Source organism: Pseudoduganella rivuli, from assembly GCF_009674485.1.
Classification (GTDB): domain Bacteria; phylum Pseudomonadota; class Gammaproteobacteria; order Burkholderiales; family Burkholderiaceae_D; genus Rugamonas; species Rugamonas rivuli_B.
Window position 1 is genome coordinate 216,965 of the sequence record NZ_WKJJ01000009.1, and the last position, 17,774, is coordinate 234,738.

A 17,774-nucleotide genomic window follows, 5' to 3' on the forward strand; every position below is an offset into this window, starting at 1 on the left:
GCAGGCGCAGGCCTGCCCGCCTTCCTGCTTACTTAATACTGATACACATTCACCACGTTGAACGTGGTATCCGGCACATACACATGCCGGTTGTGCGCATAGATAAAGAACGGCATCCACACGCCGCCCACTTCCGGATAGCGCTTGAATACCAGGTCGCCCGTTTCATATTCCAGCGTATCGCCATTGATCTTGAACACTTTCAACGCCCGGTTCACCAGGTCGTTGACGATCAGGTTGTCTTCCGAATCGATGCACAGGCTGGCCGGCAGGTAGAATTTTTCGTAATCCTTGTCGAGGTCGTCGCAATACCCTGCTTCGCCATACGACCACAGGCTGTTGCCTTCGCGGTCGAACACGCGGATGCAATTGTTGAACTGGTCGCACACGAACACGCGGTCTTGCGAATCCACGTCGACGTCGCACGGCGTGAACGTCATCAACTCCTTGCCATCTTCCTTCCAGCGGAAGTTTTTCACGAACGACACCAGGCCGGTCGCTTCCAGCTGCCACATCGAAATGCGGTTGTTGAGCGAATCGGCAATGAAGATTTCACCGTGGCTGTTGACGGCAATGCCTTGCGGCGCCTTCAGGGTTCCCTCGCCACCGATGCCTTCGCGGCCGAACGGCACGCCATAGTTCAGCAGATGGCCGTTCGGGCCATACTGGAACATCGACACCGTGCACATGTTGAAGTTAGTGATGAAGATCAGCGGCGTGCCCGGGCAGATCTGGCCCAGCAGCGGCTGCGCCGGATAGTATGCCGTCATCGCCAGGTCGCCCGGCGTGAAGAAGCCGCGCACCATGTTCTGCAACTGCGTGTAGGGATCGGCGGCGGTATCAAAGGTTTTCAGGCACCAGTTGCCGGAGTCAATGTTGTACGAAGAGGTACCGACCGTCGCCAGCGGATCGAAGCCGGTATGCACCAGCACTTGTTCGTACCAGTACTGGTACAGCGACGCCGTGGTCTTGGCCCAGCCATCGAGCCAATTCCGTTCCGGCAGCTTGCCCTTGCCATTCTTGCGCTTCGGGTCGACCCGGATCACCGACGTCATGCAATTGAATTGCGACGTGGCCAGCGCCTTGTTGGCATTGTCGCGGCGGTGGCCGACGGAATCCAGCAACACCGCCACGGTCGGCAAATCGTCATCGATGATGTTGATGCCGGTGTGCAGCACGGTAGAGGCAAACGGCTCGGTAATGTAATACGTGTTTTTCTGTTTGCCGGCGCAGATCTGGTAGGGGCTGACGAACACGCGGTCTTCCAGCGAGTTGTAGATCCAGTCCGAATACGAATGCGCCACCTCCGGCTTGTGGTTCCACAGCGGCAGCATGCCGACCACGGTTTCCTGCAGCACGCCATCGGGATTGTAAATCGTCAGCGCGCCTTCCACCTGGCCCGGCACGAACACGTAATCGTTGATCACGCAGACCGAGCGCATCACATTGAACTTGCCGATACCGGCCGGGTTGCCGAACGTGTGCAGCAGCGCGGTTTCTTTCGGCGCCACCACCACTTCATCCTTGACGGGCCACGCGGTATCGATCTTCAGCACTTCGTAATACCCGGTGTTGGCCAGGTACAGGTTGCCCTTGCTGTCGCTGGCCAGGCCCTGTGGCCACAGCAGGTCGTGCGTATGGTCGATGTCTTTCACGGTGCGGAATTGCAGCACGAAATCACCGTCCAGCGTGAACTTCACGCAGCGGCTGCGCACATCGTCGCCGGTGTGGAAGAATTCGTCGGCCACATAGATATAGTGGTCGCCGCTGGCTTCGCGGATGATGGTGATGCCGTTCGGGTCGCTCAGCGGGACAAACGACTTGGTTGCCTTGTCGCCAAACGCGAACTGGAAGTCCACGCCGTGTTCATCGTATTCGAATGCCACCACGCGGCCATTGCCCATGTCGGTGCAATACATGATGTCTTCCGTTGGATGCGGACACAGGTGGAACGGCATCAGCAGCCGCTTGTCCTTGCCGCCTTTTTCCGGGGTGGCGTCGATCACGTGCAGCAAGTGGTCGAGGTCGGCGGTAAACACCAGCACGCGGCTGTTGCCCGTATCGCAGACCCACACGTGGTCGTAATTGTCGCGCGCAATGCCGACCGGCGAGTTCATCGTGAAGTTCGGCGGCAGTTCGCCGCTCTTCGTCATGCCCGGCAAGACCAGCTCGCCATAATGGCAAATGTGCTTGAAGTTGCCGCTTGGTTCCAACGTGGTTTGCGTCATCGTGTACCTCCTGGATTGGTAGGAAAAGGAGCGTGCTGCTTAACTCCGCAAGTATGCGCAATAGTGTGTGAGCCAGCAACAGGGACCTGTTCGCCAATTGCCATATGACGAAAACAGGTAGTAAGCTGCATGCGTGCCTCCCCTGTAGGAATTTTCCGACTTCACCCATACGATGATGACCCTGACCACAGCCGTCGTGCATTGCATCCTGCTATTGGCAGGCTCCGTGTTGATCTTGCTGGCAGGCGCGCCGTGGTGGGCGCTGGCATACCTGATCGGCGGCGCCCTGCTGCTCTGGCTTTCATCACGCAAGGGAGGGATTGATTTCCGGCCCGTGATGCGCCTGGTGCGGGGGCATAACATCGGCATGTCCGTCGAAGCCGTCCACATCGGCAAGCAAATCAAGGAAGCCGCGGAACACGCGAACAAGCAGCAAGACCTCAGCAGCCACATCTATTCACTGGCCGAGCGTTCATCCAGCGAAGTGCAGGTGGTACAGTCAAGCATCAGCACAATTGCCGGCTTTGCCAATGACCTGGCGTCCGGCATGTCCACCGCCCGCACCGATATGGCGCAAGCCAATGACCAGGCGCGCGAAGCGGCCGAAGTCATGCAAACCTTTAACGCCAATATCGGCAAGCTGCTGGAAGGGACCAAGTCCACCCTGGGCCTCATGCATCAAATTTCAGAGATTTCCCAGCAAACCAATTTGCTGTCGCTGAACGCATCGATCGAAGCGGCGCGCGCCGGCGAAAAGGGGCGCGGCTTTGCCGTGGTGGCGTCCGAGGTGCGCAGTCTGGCCGAACGCACGCGCGTATTGGCCGTGTCCGTCACGGCGCAAGTGAAAGAAATCCAGCAGCATTCGCAGCACACGGCCACGGTGGCCGCCACCATCACGGAGCGCATCGGCCGCACTTGCGAAGTGATGGGCGCCACCACGCAGCAACTGGACACCTTTGCCGGCGGCAGCGTGCGCGTGTCCAGCGAAATCGATTCGATCCGCGATATCGTCGACCGCGTCACGGACAACAACAATACCATCAGCGACAACATCGGCCAGATGCGCAACCTGTCGCAAGACATGGCCAAAGCCATGAGCGCGTGCAGCACGCGGTCGCGCAAATTGACGGCCGCCGCGGAAGACGGCATGCGCGAACTGGGCAAGGTCACGTTGGGCGAAGCGGCGTTCGACAAGGTCATCGTGCGCCTGAACGAATGCCGGCGCGAATGCGAAAAAGGCTTGAAACAGCTGGTGGACCAGGGCTTCGACGTGTTCGACAAGAACTACCAGCCGATCCCCGGCACCAACCCGCAGCAATACCACACCACGTACGACATGGCGTATGAAAAGCTGTTCCGTCCCCTGTTCGATGGGTGGGCTGAAAGCATTCCCGGCTGCGACCTGGCCGTCATGTGCACGCAGGGCGAAACCTACCCGCCGACGCACGTCTCGAAATACTGCAACAAGCCCAGCGGAGACGTGGCGTGGGACACGGCCCATTGCCGCGACAAACGCTTCCACAACGGCAACCAGATGCTGTCCAACGTGGCCAACGACACGCGCGACTTCCTGTTCCAGGCTTACATGCGCGATATCGGCGACATTTTCGTGCTGGTATCGCAGCCCGTCTATGTGAATGGCCGCCACTGGGGGGGCTTCATGTTCGGCCTGCAGCACGAAGCGCTGAAAGATTAGCGGGAATCGCCCCGCCTGCAAGGCCGGGTCCCCTCCATTACAATAGCCGCAACTTATATTTTTGCGGAGATGGAAAATGGAATGCAAAGTCAGCTGGAATGGCCCGTCGGGAATGAGCTTCCGGGCGCAAACGGGCTCCGGCCACATGGTGACGATGGATGGCGCGCCGGAAGGCGGCGGCCACAACCTGGCGCCCCGTCCGATGGAAATGGTCTTGCTGGGCACGGGCGGCTGCACCGCCTATGACGTGGTGCTGATCCTGAAACGGGGCCGCGAAGATGTGCAGGGCTGCGACGTGACCCTGAAAGCGGAACGCGCTGACGTGGACCCGAAAGTCTTCACCAAGGTGCACTTCCACTTCACCGTCACGGGCAAGAACCTGAAACAGTCGGCGGTGGAACGGGCCGTCAACCTGTCGCACGAAAAGTATTGCTCGGCCTCCATCATGATGGCCAAGACTGCCGAAATTACGCATTCGTACGAAATCGTCGAAGCGTAATTCCGTTACCAATCAGTTAATCAAATGTAGTAGGCGGTGCTGGTCATGATCTTGCCCATGACCGTCATCGCCATCCGCGCCGGCAGCGGCGCTTCTTCCGCGCCCAGTTGCTGCGCCTTTTCCCCGTGCGCGATTTCATCGGTCTTCATCTGTTCGACGATGGCGCGTGATTTCGCGTCTTGCGGCGGCAGTTTTTCCAGGTGGCTGGCCAGGTGCGCCTCGACCTGTTTTTCCGTTTCCACCACAAAGCCCAGGCTGCGCGCATCGCCCATCACGGCAGCCACCGTGCCCAGCGCATAAGCGCCCGCATAAAACAGGGGATTCAACACGCTGATCTGCGACCCCAGTTCGTGCAGCCGCTGCGCGGTCCACGCCAGGTGGTCTTCCTCTTCGCGCGACGCCAGTTCGAACTGCGTGCGGATTTCCTCGCTTTTCGCAAAGCGCGCCTGCGAGTTGTACAGCGCCTGCGCCATCACTTCGCCGACGTGATTGACGCGCATGAGGCCTGCCGCGTGGCGCTGTTCGGATTCGCTCAAGACCGCGTCGTCGGCATGGACTGCGGGACTCGGACGCGACGCGGACGCAACACCGGCAACCACGCGCAACGCCTTGTCAGCGCTGGCGATGAACCGGTCCAGGGGATGATGGTGACGGTTGGCAGACATGATGAAACTCTCAATTTAGCACTGAAAACATCATTATATGCCGCCGGACTGCCCTTTCCCGAGAGCCTGAGCGGCCAACTCGGCTTCCTTCTCTTCGCGCAGCATGCGCTGCTTTTCTATCCAGTCCGCCACCGGCCCCCGCACGTCGATCCCCGACAAGTCTTTTGCCACGCCCAGGTTCAGGCCCAGCAGGAACGGAATGCTTTGCACCGGCACGTCATCGCAGCATTCGTGGAACGCCTGTAAAAAGCGGGGAGAATCCACCACGCGGATGACTTTTTCACCGCTCATGTATTGCAGGATGCTGGTAATGCTGTGCCCCTTGCCGATCGCGTGATAGATAAACCGGTTGTATTCGCGGTCCAGCGCGGCGAAATCCAGCTTTTCCTTGGTCATCAGGCCGGACAGGTAATGCAAACCCAGCGCCACCCGGAAAAACCCCGTGGCTTCGTCGCGGGTGACGCCGGCGCGGGTGACGGCCAGGATTTTTTCCTGCGTGGCGGGATCCAGAAAGGCGTTCGGTTTCTTCATGAAGAAAACTATAACGGGTTTGCTTCTTGCGAGCCAGAATTTCGGCGTGCTAATCTTGCAACCATATTAATAACAGGGCGACCGCATGCTCGACGTACGCAATCTCGCCAAACGCTTCCCCCTTCCGTCCGCCAAAGGCAAATCCGTCCAGGTGCGCGATCCGCGCGACCATGATGGCTGGTTCCACGCCGTGCGCGACGTCAGCTTCAGCTGCGCGGCCGGCGAAGTCCTGGGTTTGCTGGGGCCCAATGGCGCCGGCAAGACCACGACGTTGCGGCTGCTGTCCACCGCATTGAAGGCCGACAGCGGCCATGCGTGGGTCAACGGCATCGACCTGTTGCAGGACCCGCTGGCGGCGCGCCAGCAAATCGGCTTCCTGTCCGGCTCCACCGGGCTGTATGGCCGCCTGACGGCGCGTGAAAACGTCGAATACTTTGGCCGCCTGCACGGCATGAGCGCGCCCTACCTGGCGCGCCGCTGCGACGAATTGTTCGACCTGCTCGGCATGCACGAATACGCGGACAAGCGCGCCGACCAGCTGTCGACCGGCATGAAACAAAAATGCGCGATTGCCCGCACCGTCGTGCACGAGCCGCGCCTCGTGATCCTGGACGAACCCACCACGGGCCTGGACGTCATGTCGGCGAAAATCCTGCTGGACTTTATCGCCAGCTACAAGGCGCTGCGCGTGCCGCTGATCTTTTCCACCCACCATTTGCATGAAGTGGAAAAACTGTGCGACCGCGTCTGCATCATCAACCGGGGCAAGACGGAATTCCACGGCACGGTCGATGAATTGCGCCACCTGGGCGGCAGCGCGGATTTGTACGATGCGTTTGTCAGCGTCATCAATCAAGAACGCGAGATGTAAGCATGTGGACGATCTACCTGAAAGAAATCCTGGAACTGGCGCGCGACCGCAAGACCTTTGTCTTCACCGTGCTGATCCCCATCTTCGCCATGCCGCTGATTTTTGCCGCCTTCGGCTATTTTTCCTCGTCGATGTTCGACAAGGCGCGCCGCGCGCAACTGCCGTACGCCGTGTTTGGCCAGGAATATGCGCCGGAACTGGCGCAGCGCTTCGCCCGTGAAAAAGGCTTCCGCGAAGTCCGCCTCGGCAGCGAGGCGGAAATCCGCCAGGCCATCGACCAGGACATCATCAAGTTTGCGCTGGTGATTCCGCCCGGCTATCAGGACCGGCTGGACGACCGCCGCCAGGCCGAAGTCGCGCTGCACTACAACAGCGCAGTCATGGTGGACTTGATCCGCAAGCGCGTGCAAGCCGTGGTGGAAGCGCAAAACGCGGAGCTGCGGGAAAGCGCACTGTCCGCGCTGAACCTGAACCAGCAACAACTGCGTTTCGCCCTGCACCCGATCCGTCTCGACGAGCATTCGACGGCCGGCAAGCGCGAACAAATGGGCGCGCTGGTGGGCGGCATGCTGCCCTATCTGCTGCTGATGGGGTGCCTGATGGCGGCCATGTACCCCGCCATCGACCTGGGCGCGGGGGAAAAGGAACGGGGCACGCTGGAAACCCTGCTGCTGGCGCCCGTGCCCCGCAGTTCCATCGTGCTGGCCAAGTTCTTCGTGCTGTTTACCGTCGGCCTGGTGTCGTCGCTGCTGATGGTGGGCAGCATGAGCGCGCTGCTGTTCATTGCCGGGTCCACGCCGCCGGGCCATCCCGATCCAACTGGCCAGACCGGCCTGGCCGACATGGCGGCCATGATGCAGTCGATCGGCGCGGGCGACCTGGCCATGGTGGCGCTGATGCTGGCGCCCACCGCCGCCATGTTTGCCGCGATCTTGCTGTCGCTGTCGATTTATGCCAAAAGCTACAAGGAAGCAGCCGGGCTGATTTCACCGCTGATGCTGCTGTCCTTGCTGCCGACCATGGTGGCGCTGTTGCCCGGCGTGGAGTTGAACTGGATGTGGGCCATGGTGCCGCTGACCAATGTCTCACTGGCCATGAAGGAATTGGTCAAAGGCACGATGGATTACCGCATGTTTGCCGTCATCCTGGCGTCCACCACCATCAGCGCGGGCGCCCTGCTGGCCCTGTGCCGCTGGTGGTTCAACCGGGAGCAAGTCCTTTTCCGAAATTAACCTCGGAATTCCCCTACCGCCCCTCCCACGATTCCGCGTTCTGGCTGTCGGATTCCGCCGACTGTCGCAATGAAGCAACCGCTGTGTCGCAAATTCAATACAATGCGAGCATTGAATAGTGGTAGTCAGTGCTGCGTTGCAGCAGGGGCACATAGGAGTCAGCATGGAATTACGCATCCGCAATTTGTCCAAAACCTATAGCAACGGTGTCGTGGCTTTGGACAATATTTCGCTCACGATCCCCGCCGGGATGTTCGGCTTGCTGGGCCCCAACGGGGCCGGCAAGTCGACCCTGATGCGGACCCTGGCGACGTTGCAGGAATGCGATGCGGGTTCCGTGTTTTTCGGCGACCTCGACGTGCTGGACGAAAAAGACGAGATCCGCCGCCTGCTGGGTTACCTGCCGCAAGACTTCGGCGTCTACCCGAAAGTGTCCGCCTATGAAATGCTGGACCACTTTGCCATCCTGAAAGGCTTGTCGCACCGGGGCCGCCGCCGCGAAGTGGTCGACGGCCTGCTGCAGCAAACCAACCTGTTCGAAGTCCGCCACCAGAAACTGGGCACCTTTTCCGGCGGCATGCGCCAGCGCTTCGGCATTGCCCAGGCGCTGCTGGGCGACCCGAAACTGATCATCGTCGATGAACCGACGGCCGGCCTGGACCCGCAGGAACGGGTGCGTTTCCATAACCTGCTGTCCGATATCGGCGACGACCGCACGGTGATCCTGTCGACCCACATCGTCAGCGACGTGGCCGACCTGTGCGCCAACATGGCCATCATCAACAAGGGCCACTTGCTGGTGGCCGGCGCCACCCAGCAATTGATCGACGACGTCAGCTGCAAGATCTGGGCGCGCTTCATCGACAAGCGCGACTTGCAGCAATTCCAGACCCGCCACGCAGTGATTTCCACCCGCCTGCTGTCCGGCCGCACCTTGATCCACGTGTACAGCGACGACGATCCGGGCGATGGGTTCGAGGAAGCCATCGGCGACCTGGAAGACTTGTATTTCGCTACCATCACCGGCCGCCACCAGGCAGCCGACCGCTGCGAATAAGTGGAGCCCTCCCCGATGTTTGCTATTGCAAAGTTCACGTCTGCCGCGCTCATCGGCCACCGCCAGGTGGCTTCCGGTTGCCCTTGAGGCCATATTTATGTTTGCAATTGCCTATTTTGAAGCCAAGCAGCGCCTGAAACTGCTGTCCACGTGGGTGTATTTCGGCATGTTCATGCTGCTGGCCATGCTGTGGATGGCGGCCGCCGGCGGCGTTTTCAAGGAAGCCATCGTCTCGTTCGGCGGCCGGGTCGCCATCAATGCGCCCCGTTCCATCATGCTGACCACCAGCTTCCTCGGCTGCCTGGGCGTGATCGTGGTTGCGGCCATGGTGGGCCGCTCGGTGCAGCAGGATTTCGAATATGACATGCACCACTTTTTCTTCAGCGCGCCGATCCGCAAGTACCAGTACATGTTCGGCCGCTTCTTCGGCGCATCGTTCGTACTGGCCGTGGTGTTTTCCAGTATCTTGCTGGGCACATGGCTGGGCGGTTTCCTTCCCGGTATCGATCCGGAGCGGCTGGGCCCCACGCCGCTGGTTGCCTGGCTGATCCCGTATTTCTTCACACTGCTGCCCAACATCTTCATCTTCGGCGCCGTGTTCTTCGTGGTGGCCGCGCTGACGCGCCGCATGCTGCCCGTCTATATCAGCAGCGTCGTCATGCTGATCGGCTACCTGGTGGCGCCGGGACTGGCGCGTGACCTCGACTATAAAACCCTGGCCGCGCTGATCGACCCGTTCGGCACCACGGCCGTGATCCGGCTGACCGAATACTGGCCGATCGCCGAGCGCAACGCGCGCCTGGTCTTGCCGGAAGGCGTGTACCTGGTGAACCGCCTGATCTGGGCCTCGTTTGCCCTGGTGACCCTGCTGCTGGGCTACTGGCGCTTCCACTTCGTCGCCACCATCGACAGCGGCCGCAACGCCGCCCGCAGTGATAGCGACGAACCGCAACGCCTGTCCGCCACGGCCACCGACACCCGTGAAACGCCGGATTTCCAGGCCCGCAGCCTGGGCTTGCTGTTACTCCGCAATAGCTGGCTCAACTTGCGCGAAACCGTCAAGAACGTGTATTTCGCCGTCATCGTGCTGGCCGGCGTGCTGTTGATGTTCGCCACCGCGCTCGATCCGCACACGATGGGCGTCAAGACGTATCCCGTCACGTACCTGGTGCTGGAACAGATCACGAAAATGTTCACGCTGTTCATGCTGGTCATCACCACCTTCTATGCCGGCGAGCTGGTATGGCGCGAACGGGAAAACCGCACGGCGCAGATGTTCGATGCGATGCCGGTGCCGAACTGGCTGCCGCTGCTGTCGCGGCTGTTCGGCCTGATCGGCCTGCAGGGCGTGCTGCTGGTGGTGGTCATGGTGTGCGGCATGACGATCCAGTTGTTCAAAGGCTACTTTGAGCTTCAGCCCGGCCTGTACCTGCACAACCTGTTCCTCGTGCAGTGGCCGCAATACGCGCTGGTGGCGGTGCTGGCCATCGCACTGCAAGTACTGATCAACCACAAGTACCTGGCGTACTTCGCGATGATCCTGTATTACGCGGCGACCATCACGGCCGCCGCGCTGGGCCTCGACCATCCGATGATCATCTATGGCATGTCACCGGAATTCGTGTATTCGGACATGAACGGCTATGGCCACTTCCTGCAGCGCGAACGTTGGTTCCTGCTGTACTGGGGCGGCGCGGCGCTGGCGCTGGTGGTGCTGTCGGTGCTGTTCTGGGCCCGAGGCAGCAACGTGGAATGGCGCCAGCGCGTGCAACTGGCGCGCCATGGCCTGACCCTGCCCGTGCTGGCGTCGTTTGCGCTGGCGGCCCTGATCTTTGCGGGCGCCGGCAGCGTGCTGTTCTACGACTTGCAGGTGGCCGGCGATTACAAGTCGCCCTATCGCCAGGATGCGGACCGCGCCGATTACGAGCGCAAATACAAGGCGCTGGCCGACGTGGCGCAGCCCCGCATCACGGACGTGCGCCTGGGCGTGTCAATCGAACCGGAACAGCGCACGCTGCGCGTCAAGGGCCACTACACGCTGGAAAACAAGAGCGCCCAGCCGCTGACGGAAATCCACGTCACCCAGGACACGCGCGCCGACATGCAGCCGCTGCGCTTCGGCCAGGTGGCCAAACTGGTGCGCGCCGACCGTGAACTGGGCTGGTCCACCTATGCGCTGTCGACGCCGCTGGCGCCCGGCGCGAAATTGCCGCTGGAATTCGAACTGGTGTATGCGCCCAAGGGCTTGTTCGGCCTGGGTCAGGATTTGCCCGTGATCGGCAACGGCACGTTCTTCAACAACAGCCTGCTGCCGCACATCGGCTACCAGCGCGCCGTCGAACTGCGCGATCCGCGCGACCGCAGGAAGCATGGCTTGCCCGTGCAGGAACGCGCGCTGCCGCGTGACGATCCGAAAGGCCTGGCCAACAATTACATCGGCTCGGATGCGGACTGGGTCACGTTCGACGCCGTCATCAGCACGTCGCCGGACCAGACCGCCGTGGCGCCGGGCATCCTGGAAAAAGAATGGAAGGCCAAGGGCCGCCGCTATTTCCATTACAAGATGGACAAGCCCATCCTGAACTTCTATGCGTTCCAGTCTGCCCGCTATGCGGTCAAGCATGACTGGTGGCAGGATGCCGGCATTGAAATCTATTACCACCCGGGCCATGAATTCAACCTCGACCGCTTCAACAAGGGCGTCAAGGCCTCGCTCGAGTATTACACGAAGAATTTCAGCCCGTACCAGCACCGCATCCTGCGCATCGTGGAATTCCCCCGCTATGCCGTGTACGCGCAGTCGTATCCGAACACGATCCCGTATTCGGAAGCCATGGGCTTCATTGCCAAGGTCGACGACCGCAATCCGAAAGACGTGGATTTCCCGTTCTACGTGACGGCGCACGAAGTGGCGCACCAGTGGTGGGCCCATCAGCTGGTGGGGGGCAATACGCGGGGCGCCACCGTGCTGTCGGAAACCCTGTCCGAATATTCCGCGCTGATGGTGATGAAAAAGCAGTTCGGCGCGGACCGCATGCGCCGCTTCCTGCGCTATGACCTGGACCGCTACCTGTTGGGCCGTGCGCTGGAAAACAGCAAGGAATTGCCGCTGGCCGACAATGAAAACCAGGATTACATCCACTACCGCAAGGGCAGCCTGGCGATGTACCAGCTGCAGGACATCATCGGCGAAGACAAGGTCAATGAAGTGTTGCGCGGCTTGCTGCAACGCTATGCATTCCAGACCGCCCCCTACCCGAGCGTGACGGTGCTGGTGGAAGGCTTGCGCAAGATCACGCCGCCGGACCAGGCTTACCTGATCGACGACTTGTTCAATGCCATCGTGCTGCACGATAACCGGGCACTGAGCGCCACCATGCGCAAACTGCCGGGCGGCAAGTACGAAGTCACGATCAAGGTCCACGCCAGCAAGTTGCGCGCCGATGAACTGGGCGCGGAAAAAGAAGTGCCGATCGCCGACCTGATCGATATCGGCGTGGACGACAAGGACGGCAACAGCCTGCTGCGCGAGCGCAAGCTCATCAACAAGAAAGAATCGACGTATACGGTGATCGTGTCGGGCCGTCCGGGCAAGGCGGGGATCGATCCGGATAACAAGCTGATCGACCGCAAGCCGGACGACAACATGATTGCGGTGGAGACCGATCAATAACGTGTGACCGCGTACAGACCACGGGGGAAAGCTGCCTGACACTGGCAGCCTTCACCGCACTCCACTTAAAAAGGTCTGGCCATGGGCATACTGAGCAATATTTTTCATAAGCTATTTCCAGCGTCGCATCCTGCCGTCAAGCAGGCGGATCCCGCCGGCACGGCCACAGCCGCCCCCAAGGCCGATGTGCCTCAGGCGGGCGCCGGTGCGGCCGTGGCGACACCGCCTGTCAGTGCAACTATTGAACCTGTCGACGTGACAGCCATGCTCGACAACATGCTGGCGCAGGCAGGCCAGCCGCTCAACTGGCGCACGTCGATTGTGGATCTGCTGAAATTACTGCATCTCGACAGCAGCCTGGATGCGCGCAAGGAACTGGCGCGTGAACTGCACTACAGCGGCGATACCGCGGACTCAGCCTCCATGAACATGTGGCTGCACAAGCAGGTGATGCAAAAGCTGGCCGCGAACGGCGGCAAAGTCCCCGCCGACCTGCTGACGTAGGACCGCTATGCGGCCAGGCGCTGCGTGCTGCGTTGGCCGTGGATGCCGGCCGCATCCGCTGACGCGACCAGCCGCACTGCAGGCCGATCAGGACAGTCTGCCAGCCGGAAAATACTCATCGCCTGCGCCAGCGCTTCAGCCTGCTCGCGTAACGCGTCGGCCGCACCGGCCGATTCTTCCACCAGCGCCGCATTTTGCTGCGTGGCCTGGTCCATCTGCACCACGGCTTCATTGACCAGTTCGATACCCGCGCTTTGTTCGCGGCTGGCGGTCGTGATGTCGGCCATGATGGCGGTGACGCGGCCGATGCTGTCGACCACGTCGCCCATCGTCATGCCCGCCTCTTCCACCAGGCGGCCGCCCGCATCGACCTTGCTGACCGATTCGTCGATCAGCCCCTTGATTTCATGGGCCGCCTGCGCGCAGCGCTGCGCCAGCGTCCGCACTTCATTGGCCACGACGGCAAAGCCCCGTCCCTGTTCGCCGGCGCGCGCCGCTTCCACCGCTGCATTGAGCGCCAGGATATTGGTCTGGAACGCGATACTGTCGATCACGCCCGTGATATCGCCGATCTTGCGCGCCGACGCATTGATTTGTTCCATGGTGGCGACCACCTGTTCCACCACGGCGCCGCCCCGCTGCGCCACGCCGGACGCCGCCAGCGCCAGTGCATTGGCTTGCTGCGCATGGCCCGCGTTGTTGCGCACGGTGGCCGTCAACTGTTCCATCGCGGATGCGGTTTCTTCCAGGTTGCCAGCCTGCCGCTCCGTGCGGCACGACAAGTCGGCGTTGCCCGCCGCGATCTGTCCCGCCGCCGTCGCCACCTGTTCGGTCCCCGCGCGCACGTCCGCCACCACCCTGGCCAGGCCCTGGTTCATGGTCTTCAGCGCCTGCAGCAGGCGGCCCGTTTCGTCGCGGCGGTCGATCACGATCTCGCTGCGCAAATCGTTGGACGCGACGGCGCACGCCACGTCGACGGCGCGCTGCAAGGGCCGTGTAATGCCGACCGTCAGCCGCCACGCGCACAGCGCGCCCAGCGCCAGCACCACGGCGCCAAAGCCCAGCATGAACAAGCGGTCGCGCTGGTACGCCTGGTGGATCTGCTCCGCGTTATCATCGATGCGCTTGCGCTGCAATTCCAGCAAACCGGACAGCGCGTCCAGGTACGCCTTGGAATCCGGCATGAATTGCTGTTCCAGCAGCGTCTCGGCCTCGGCCAGCTTGCCTTCCTTCTTCAGGGCGACGATACCGTCGCGGCCCGCGATGTAGCGCTTGCGCGCTTCTTTCATGCGCTCGAACAGCGCTTTTTCCTGCGCGTCTTCCAGCAGGGGCTCGACTTTCTTTTGCAATTCATTGACCTGGCTGGTCGAGGCGGCCGCTTCCGCGGCAAAGAACGGTCCCAGCGACGGGTCCGTGCTTTTCGAAATCGCCGTCGTGCGGCGCACGCTGGTGTGGATCAAACGATACCAGTCGCCGATCATGCGTTCCTTGGCCAGCGGCTGCTGCATCATGTCGTGCGTGGCTTCCGCCACGGTTTGCATGTGGCGCAAGCCCGTTCCCAGCATCAGCAACGCCAGCAGCAAGACGAGACCAAAGCCGCCGCCCAGGCGGACGCCGATATTCAGGTTTTTCATTTTTTTATCTTTCTTCAAGCAAAACGCGGCGGCAACGCCTGGACATGGCGCTGTGCGTTCAAGGGAATTGCGGTGGCATGCGTCGTGCCGGATATCGCTGTGGCACGGATTACTGGAATTGCCGGAATTTCTGGAGTGGTGGCAGTCTAGCCAAATCCGATAAAAAATTCTTCGTGGAAAATACGTAGCCGCCGAAGCATTGCAGCGACGGCAATGTTGACGTTACGCGTAGGTGCTGAAGGAACTGACGATGGACTGGTTATACGCATTGGCCACGGCCGTGCTGGCCAAACCGGGCCGCGCTTTCAATGTATTGGCCCACGATGCGGCGGCCGGCGCGCCATTTAAAGTCGGCAACAATGGCGCCCCGGTATACGCGCCGGACGTTTGCGGCGGCTGCGCCAGCGTGGCGGCGATCAACTGGTTTTGCCACTGCTGTGCGTCGCCAGGCTGATACGACCCCGCGTCCGGGATTTGCGGGGCGCCGGGCAACGTTCCTGCCTGCTGGAAAGCGCTCAGCAAGCCGGCAGCCGTGTACACCTGCGTCGACGACTTCGCACCGCCCAGCGTGGCGACCACGCTGGCATTTTCCGACAGGCTGACCGCGACGGTCGGCAGCAGCGCATTGTCGTTTCCCGTTTCTTCCACCGCCGGGGGCTGGTAGACGGTGTAACCGGGTAGCGGATTGAGCGGCGAAATCATGGCAAGCGTCCCTTACTATGATTTCAATATAGTAGGGTAAGCCCGGCAGTCAAGCGTGCGGGCTTGCTCCGCACTGGCTGGCCAGTTGCAGCAGCCAGGCTGGCGCCCGCCCGACGTCATACACCAGTGCCACCTGCTCGTGGCAGGTGAACGCCGCATCCGGCACGTCGATCCGCACCAGCGCCGGATCGTCCAGCGCAAAATCCGGCAAATACGCCAGGGCCGCGCCGGACTTCACGAACGCCAGCAGCAATTGCAGGTCGTCAGTCCAGTAGCGTATCTTGCGCGGCAACTGGTCGTCGCGCCAGCCATCCGAGCGGGGCCCGCGCCGCTCGCCGCAAAACAGCGAATGCGATGGGCAGGCGAATTCGTGCTCCAGCACCTGCGCCGCCGTGGCCTGCAGCGCCGGGGCCGCGGCGCTTTCGACTGCAGGCGCGGATGGCGCCAGCGCCGCCGCCAGCGGATGCGTGCGCCCGGCCACCAGGTACTGCGCCAGCACGCCGAGCGGCACGGTTTCCCACGCCGCCGACCAATGCGCGCCTTTGCCATCGAGCACTTCCCCCGTCACGATGGCCGCCTGTGCGTCCCCGCGCGCCAGCGCGGCCAACGCATTGTCTTCGAACATGGCCAACATGCGCAGGCTGGCGTCCGGATAGAGCCGCAATGCGCCCGCCACCACTTCGCCATAACGCCACAGCAAGATTGCAGGTCCGGCAATGCGGCAATCAATGACCGCGTCTTCCCCCTGCACATCCGCTTTGGCCTGCTCCGCCAGCGCCAGCAGCGCCTGCGCACGGGGCAGCAACAGCGCACCGCTGGCGTTGAGCACCAGTTGCCGCGCGCTGCGGTCGAACAGCGGCTTGCCTAAACTGTCTTCCAGGCGGCGCAAGGCTTTCGACACGGCGGACGGCGTCAGGTGCGTCTCCTGCGCCACGTCCGCCAAGGTGGGCTGGCGGGCGGCGCTGACGAAGATGCGCAAGTCAGTGAGGTTCATATGTCAGATAATTTCCAAATTGGACATAAAAAGTGAATTTAAGTTGCTTTACGAGACATTATCCCCAGCATACCATTCCCCGATGAAAACACTGCTGATCTCCCTTACCCTGCTGGCCGCCGCGCCGGCGCAGGCCGCCGCTCCAGGCCCCACGTACGGCGAACACGGTATGGCCCTGTTCGGCGGCAAGAATGGCTTGTACGCCTCCCACCTGCCTATGTTCCACGCCCCGCACGATTACCAGGTGGTGCTGCAAGTGCGCCTGGCCGATCCCGCGCTCGATGCCGCCGTCAAGAAACGGCTGGATGGCCACACCGCGCTGTGGACGGTGGCGCCGGAGAAATTCGAACTGGACCGGCTGCAGCCGGGTGCACCGGCGCCGTTGCAACGCTTCCAGGCCGACCTGGTGCGGGGCCATTTCGAACAGGGCGGCAAGACCGAGTACCGGAGCGCCATCGTTATCATCGATAAGGTATGGTTGTTCCGAAAGCTGTCGCCCCAGGTGAAAACCAGCGCCGTGGCCCGTTATGTGCAAGTTGGCAACGGTACGCGGCGCTACCTCATCAAGGAGATCGACAGCCGTCCTGATTTCGATCATATTGTTTCGTACCACGCGGCTGCACGCGCTTCCCCATTGCCGGTGTCGATCGCCAAAAACGGCGTATCGGAACCGGATGCGAACGCGCTGGCGGCGGCGCTCCATGCGCTTCCGTCCGCCATTCGCGGTACGGTTTATTACTATACGGACGACTTACGCTGATGACCGTTCCGTCGATTTACCAGGGGTTGTGGCGCCGGACCGGCATCCGGCGCAGCAACGGCAACACCGACACCACCACGCAAGTGTGGTGGTTTCAGGCTGCCCGCTTCCATATCGACTTGCGTATACCCATCGACCGCCCCGACCCCGCCAGCCGCACCCACATCGTCAAATACCTGCCGCAGCAACTGGCCCGTTTCGGCGCCCAGACCGGCTTTGCCGGCACCACGGTGGTGGACGGCAACCATTGCGAATGGCAGCCCGAAATCGCCTTTCCATGGATCAGCGACGCCACCGACGCGGGCTGGATGCGTTTCGACAGCGACGATGCGCTGCATGAAACCGCCGACGACGGCAGCTATGAAGAAGACTGGGAAAGAGTCGCTTCCGGCCCGATGGTGGGCGTACGGCTGGAAGACCCCCATGCGGGCGCGATTGCCTACCTGATCGCCGGTGATTTGTGGATGGCCTGGGCTTGCGGCCGCCCCGACGACCATTACGACCAGGGCGCCCCGCTGTCGTCGCCGTGGAGCGAATTCACGGTGCTGAAGAAAGGCCAGCACTGGCGCGTGATGGCCTCGAACCTGCCATGGCTGGAAGGCACCGAAGTGCCGCAGGCCGACGGCATGGACCGCGAACATATCAGCCAGTGGGCCGTTGGCATGGCCAAGCTGTTGCCGTTTGCCCCCGAGCTGACGTGGCGCGTGCTGGATATCACGGTCGACTAA

The 17,774-nt window shown here is 61.7% G+C and carries 15 protein-coding genes; 9 read left to right on the forward strand and 6 right to left on the reverse strand.

Annotation, left to right across the window (positions count from 1 at the left end; translation table 11 throughout):
* Positions 1-32 precede the first annotated feature (32 nt).
* Positions 33-2,228 (reverse strand): NHL repeat-containing protein, encoded by a 2,196-nt coding sequence (locus GJ700_RS16010; RefSeq protein WP_154375552.1) that lies wholly within the window; start codon positions 2,226-2,228, stop codon positions 33-35.
* Between the two features lie 172 nt (positions 2,229-2,400).
* Here GJ700_RS16010 and GJ700_RS16015 point away from each other — a divergent pair, with 172 nt between their 5' ends.
* Both GJ700_RS16015 and GJ700_RS16020 read left to right on the forward strand, forming a co-directional pair.
* Positions 2,401-3,924, forward strand: coding sequence for a methyl-accepting chemotaxis protein (locus GJ700_RS16015; protein ID WP_154375554.1), 1,524 nt, complete (start codon positions 2,401-2,403; stop codon positions 3,922-3,924).
* Positions 3,925-4,000: 76 nt separating this feature from the next.
* A complete protein-coding gene (locus GJ700_RS16020) occupies positions 4,001-4,423 on the forward strand; it encodes an OsmC family protein (protein WP_154375556.1) in 423 nt (140 codons plus the stop codon).
* A 20-nt stretch (positions 4,424-4,443) separates the two neighbouring features.
* Here GJ700_RS16020 and coq7 read toward each other — a convergent pair whose 3' ends face one another.
* Both coq7 and GJ700_RS16030 read right to left on the reverse strand, forming a co-directional pair.
* Positions 4,444-5,088 carry a 2-polyprenyl-3-methyl-6-methoxy-1,4-benzoquinone monooxygenase gene (coq7, locus tag GJ700_RS16025; protein ID WP_154375558.1) on the reverse strand — a complete coding sequence of 215 codons (645 nt, stop codon included), beginning with the start codon at positions 5,086-5,088 and terminating at the stop codon, positions 4,444-4,446.
* A 33-nt stretch (positions 5,089-5,121) separates the two neighbouring features.
* Entirely contained in the window at positions 5,122-5,619 is a 498-nt protein-coding gene (locus GJ700_RS16030; protein ID WP_154375560.1) for a hypothetical protein, read from the reverse strand.
* Between the two features lie 85 nt (positions 5,620-5,704).
* Here GJ700_RS16030 and GJ700_RS16035 point away from each other — a divergent pair, with 85 nt between their 5' ends.
* The 5 genes from GJ700_RS16035 to GJ700_RS16055 all read left to right on the forward strand — a co-directional run bounded on the left by GJ700_RS16035 (position 5,705) and on the right by GJ700_RS16055 (position 12,956).
* Positions 5,705-6,490 carry an ABC transporter ATP-binding protein gene (locus GJ700_RS16035; protein WP_154375562.1) on the forward strand — a complete coding sequence of 262 codons (786 nt, stop codon included), beginning with the start codon at positions 5,705-5,707 and terminating at the stop codon, positions 6,488-6,490.
* Between the two features lie 2 nt (positions 6,491-6,492).
* Positions 6,493-7,722: an ABC transporter permease gene (locus tag GJ700_RS16040; RefSeq protein WP_154375564.1), complete on the forward strand. Its 1,230-nt coding sequence runs from the start codon at positions 6,493-6,495 to the stop codon at positions 7,720-7,722.
* Positions 7,723-7,885: 163 nt separating this feature from the next.
* Entirely contained in the window at positions 7,886-8,779 is an 894-nt protein-coding gene (locus GJ700_RS16045; protein WP_154375566.1) for an ABC transporter ATP-binding protein, read from the forward strand.
* Positions 8,780-8,876: 97 nt separating this feature from the next.
* On the forward strand, positions 8,877-12,452 hold the full coding sequence (locus GJ700_RS16050; protein ID WP_154375568.1) for an ABC transporter permease/M1 family aminopeptidase: 3,576 nt from the start codon (positions 8,877-8,879) through the stop codon (positions 12,450-12,452).
* An 81-nt stretch (positions 12,453-12,533) separates the two neighbouring features.
* A complete protein-coding gene (locus GJ700_RS16055) occupies positions 12,534-12,956 on the forward strand; it encodes a DUF3597 domain-containing protein (protein WP_154375570.1) in 423 nt (140 codons plus the stop codon).
* Between the two features lie 5 nt (positions 12,957-12,961).
* Here the strand turns inward: GJ700_RS16055 and GJ700_RS16060 are convergent, their stop codons facing one another.
* From GJ700_RS16060 to GJ700_RS16070, 3 genes are all read right to left on the reverse strand, one after another.
* Positions 12,962-14,590, reverse strand: coding sequence for a methyl-accepting chemotaxis protein (locus GJ700_RS16060; RefSeq protein WP_154375572.1), 1,629 nt, complete (start codon positions 14,588-14,590; stop codon positions 12,962-12,964).
* Between the two features lie 222 nt (positions 14,591-14,812).
* Positions 14,813-15,292, reverse strand: coding sequence for a hypothetical protein (locus GJ700_RS16065; RefSeq protein WP_154375574.1), 480 nt, complete (start codon positions 15,290-15,292; stop codon positions 14,813-14,815).
* 49 nt (positions 15,293-15,341) lie between these two features.
* Positions 15,342-16,286 carry a LysR family transcriptional regulator gene (locus tag GJ700_RS16070; protein WP_154375576.1) on the reverse strand — a complete coding sequence of 315 codons (945 nt, stop codon included), beginning with the start codon at positions 16,284-16,286 and terminating at the stop codon, positions 15,342-15,344.
* An 82-nt stretch (positions 16,287-16,368) separates the two neighbouring features.
* Here GJ700_RS16070 and GJ700_RS16075 point away from each other — a divergent pair, with 82 nt between their 5' ends.
* Positions 16,369-17,046, forward strand: coding sequence for a hypothetical protein (locus tag GJ700_RS16075; RefSeq protein WP_154375578.1), 678 nt, complete (start codon positions 16,369-16,371; stop codon positions 17,044-17,046).
* Positions 17,046-17,774, forward strand: a complete 729-nt coding sequence (locus GJ700_RS16080; protein WP_154375580.1) for a hypothetical protein — start codon at positions 17,046-17,048, stop codon at positions 17,772-17,774. The genes GJ700_RS16075 and GJ700_RS16080 overlap by 1 nt, the downstream gene beginning before the upstream one ends.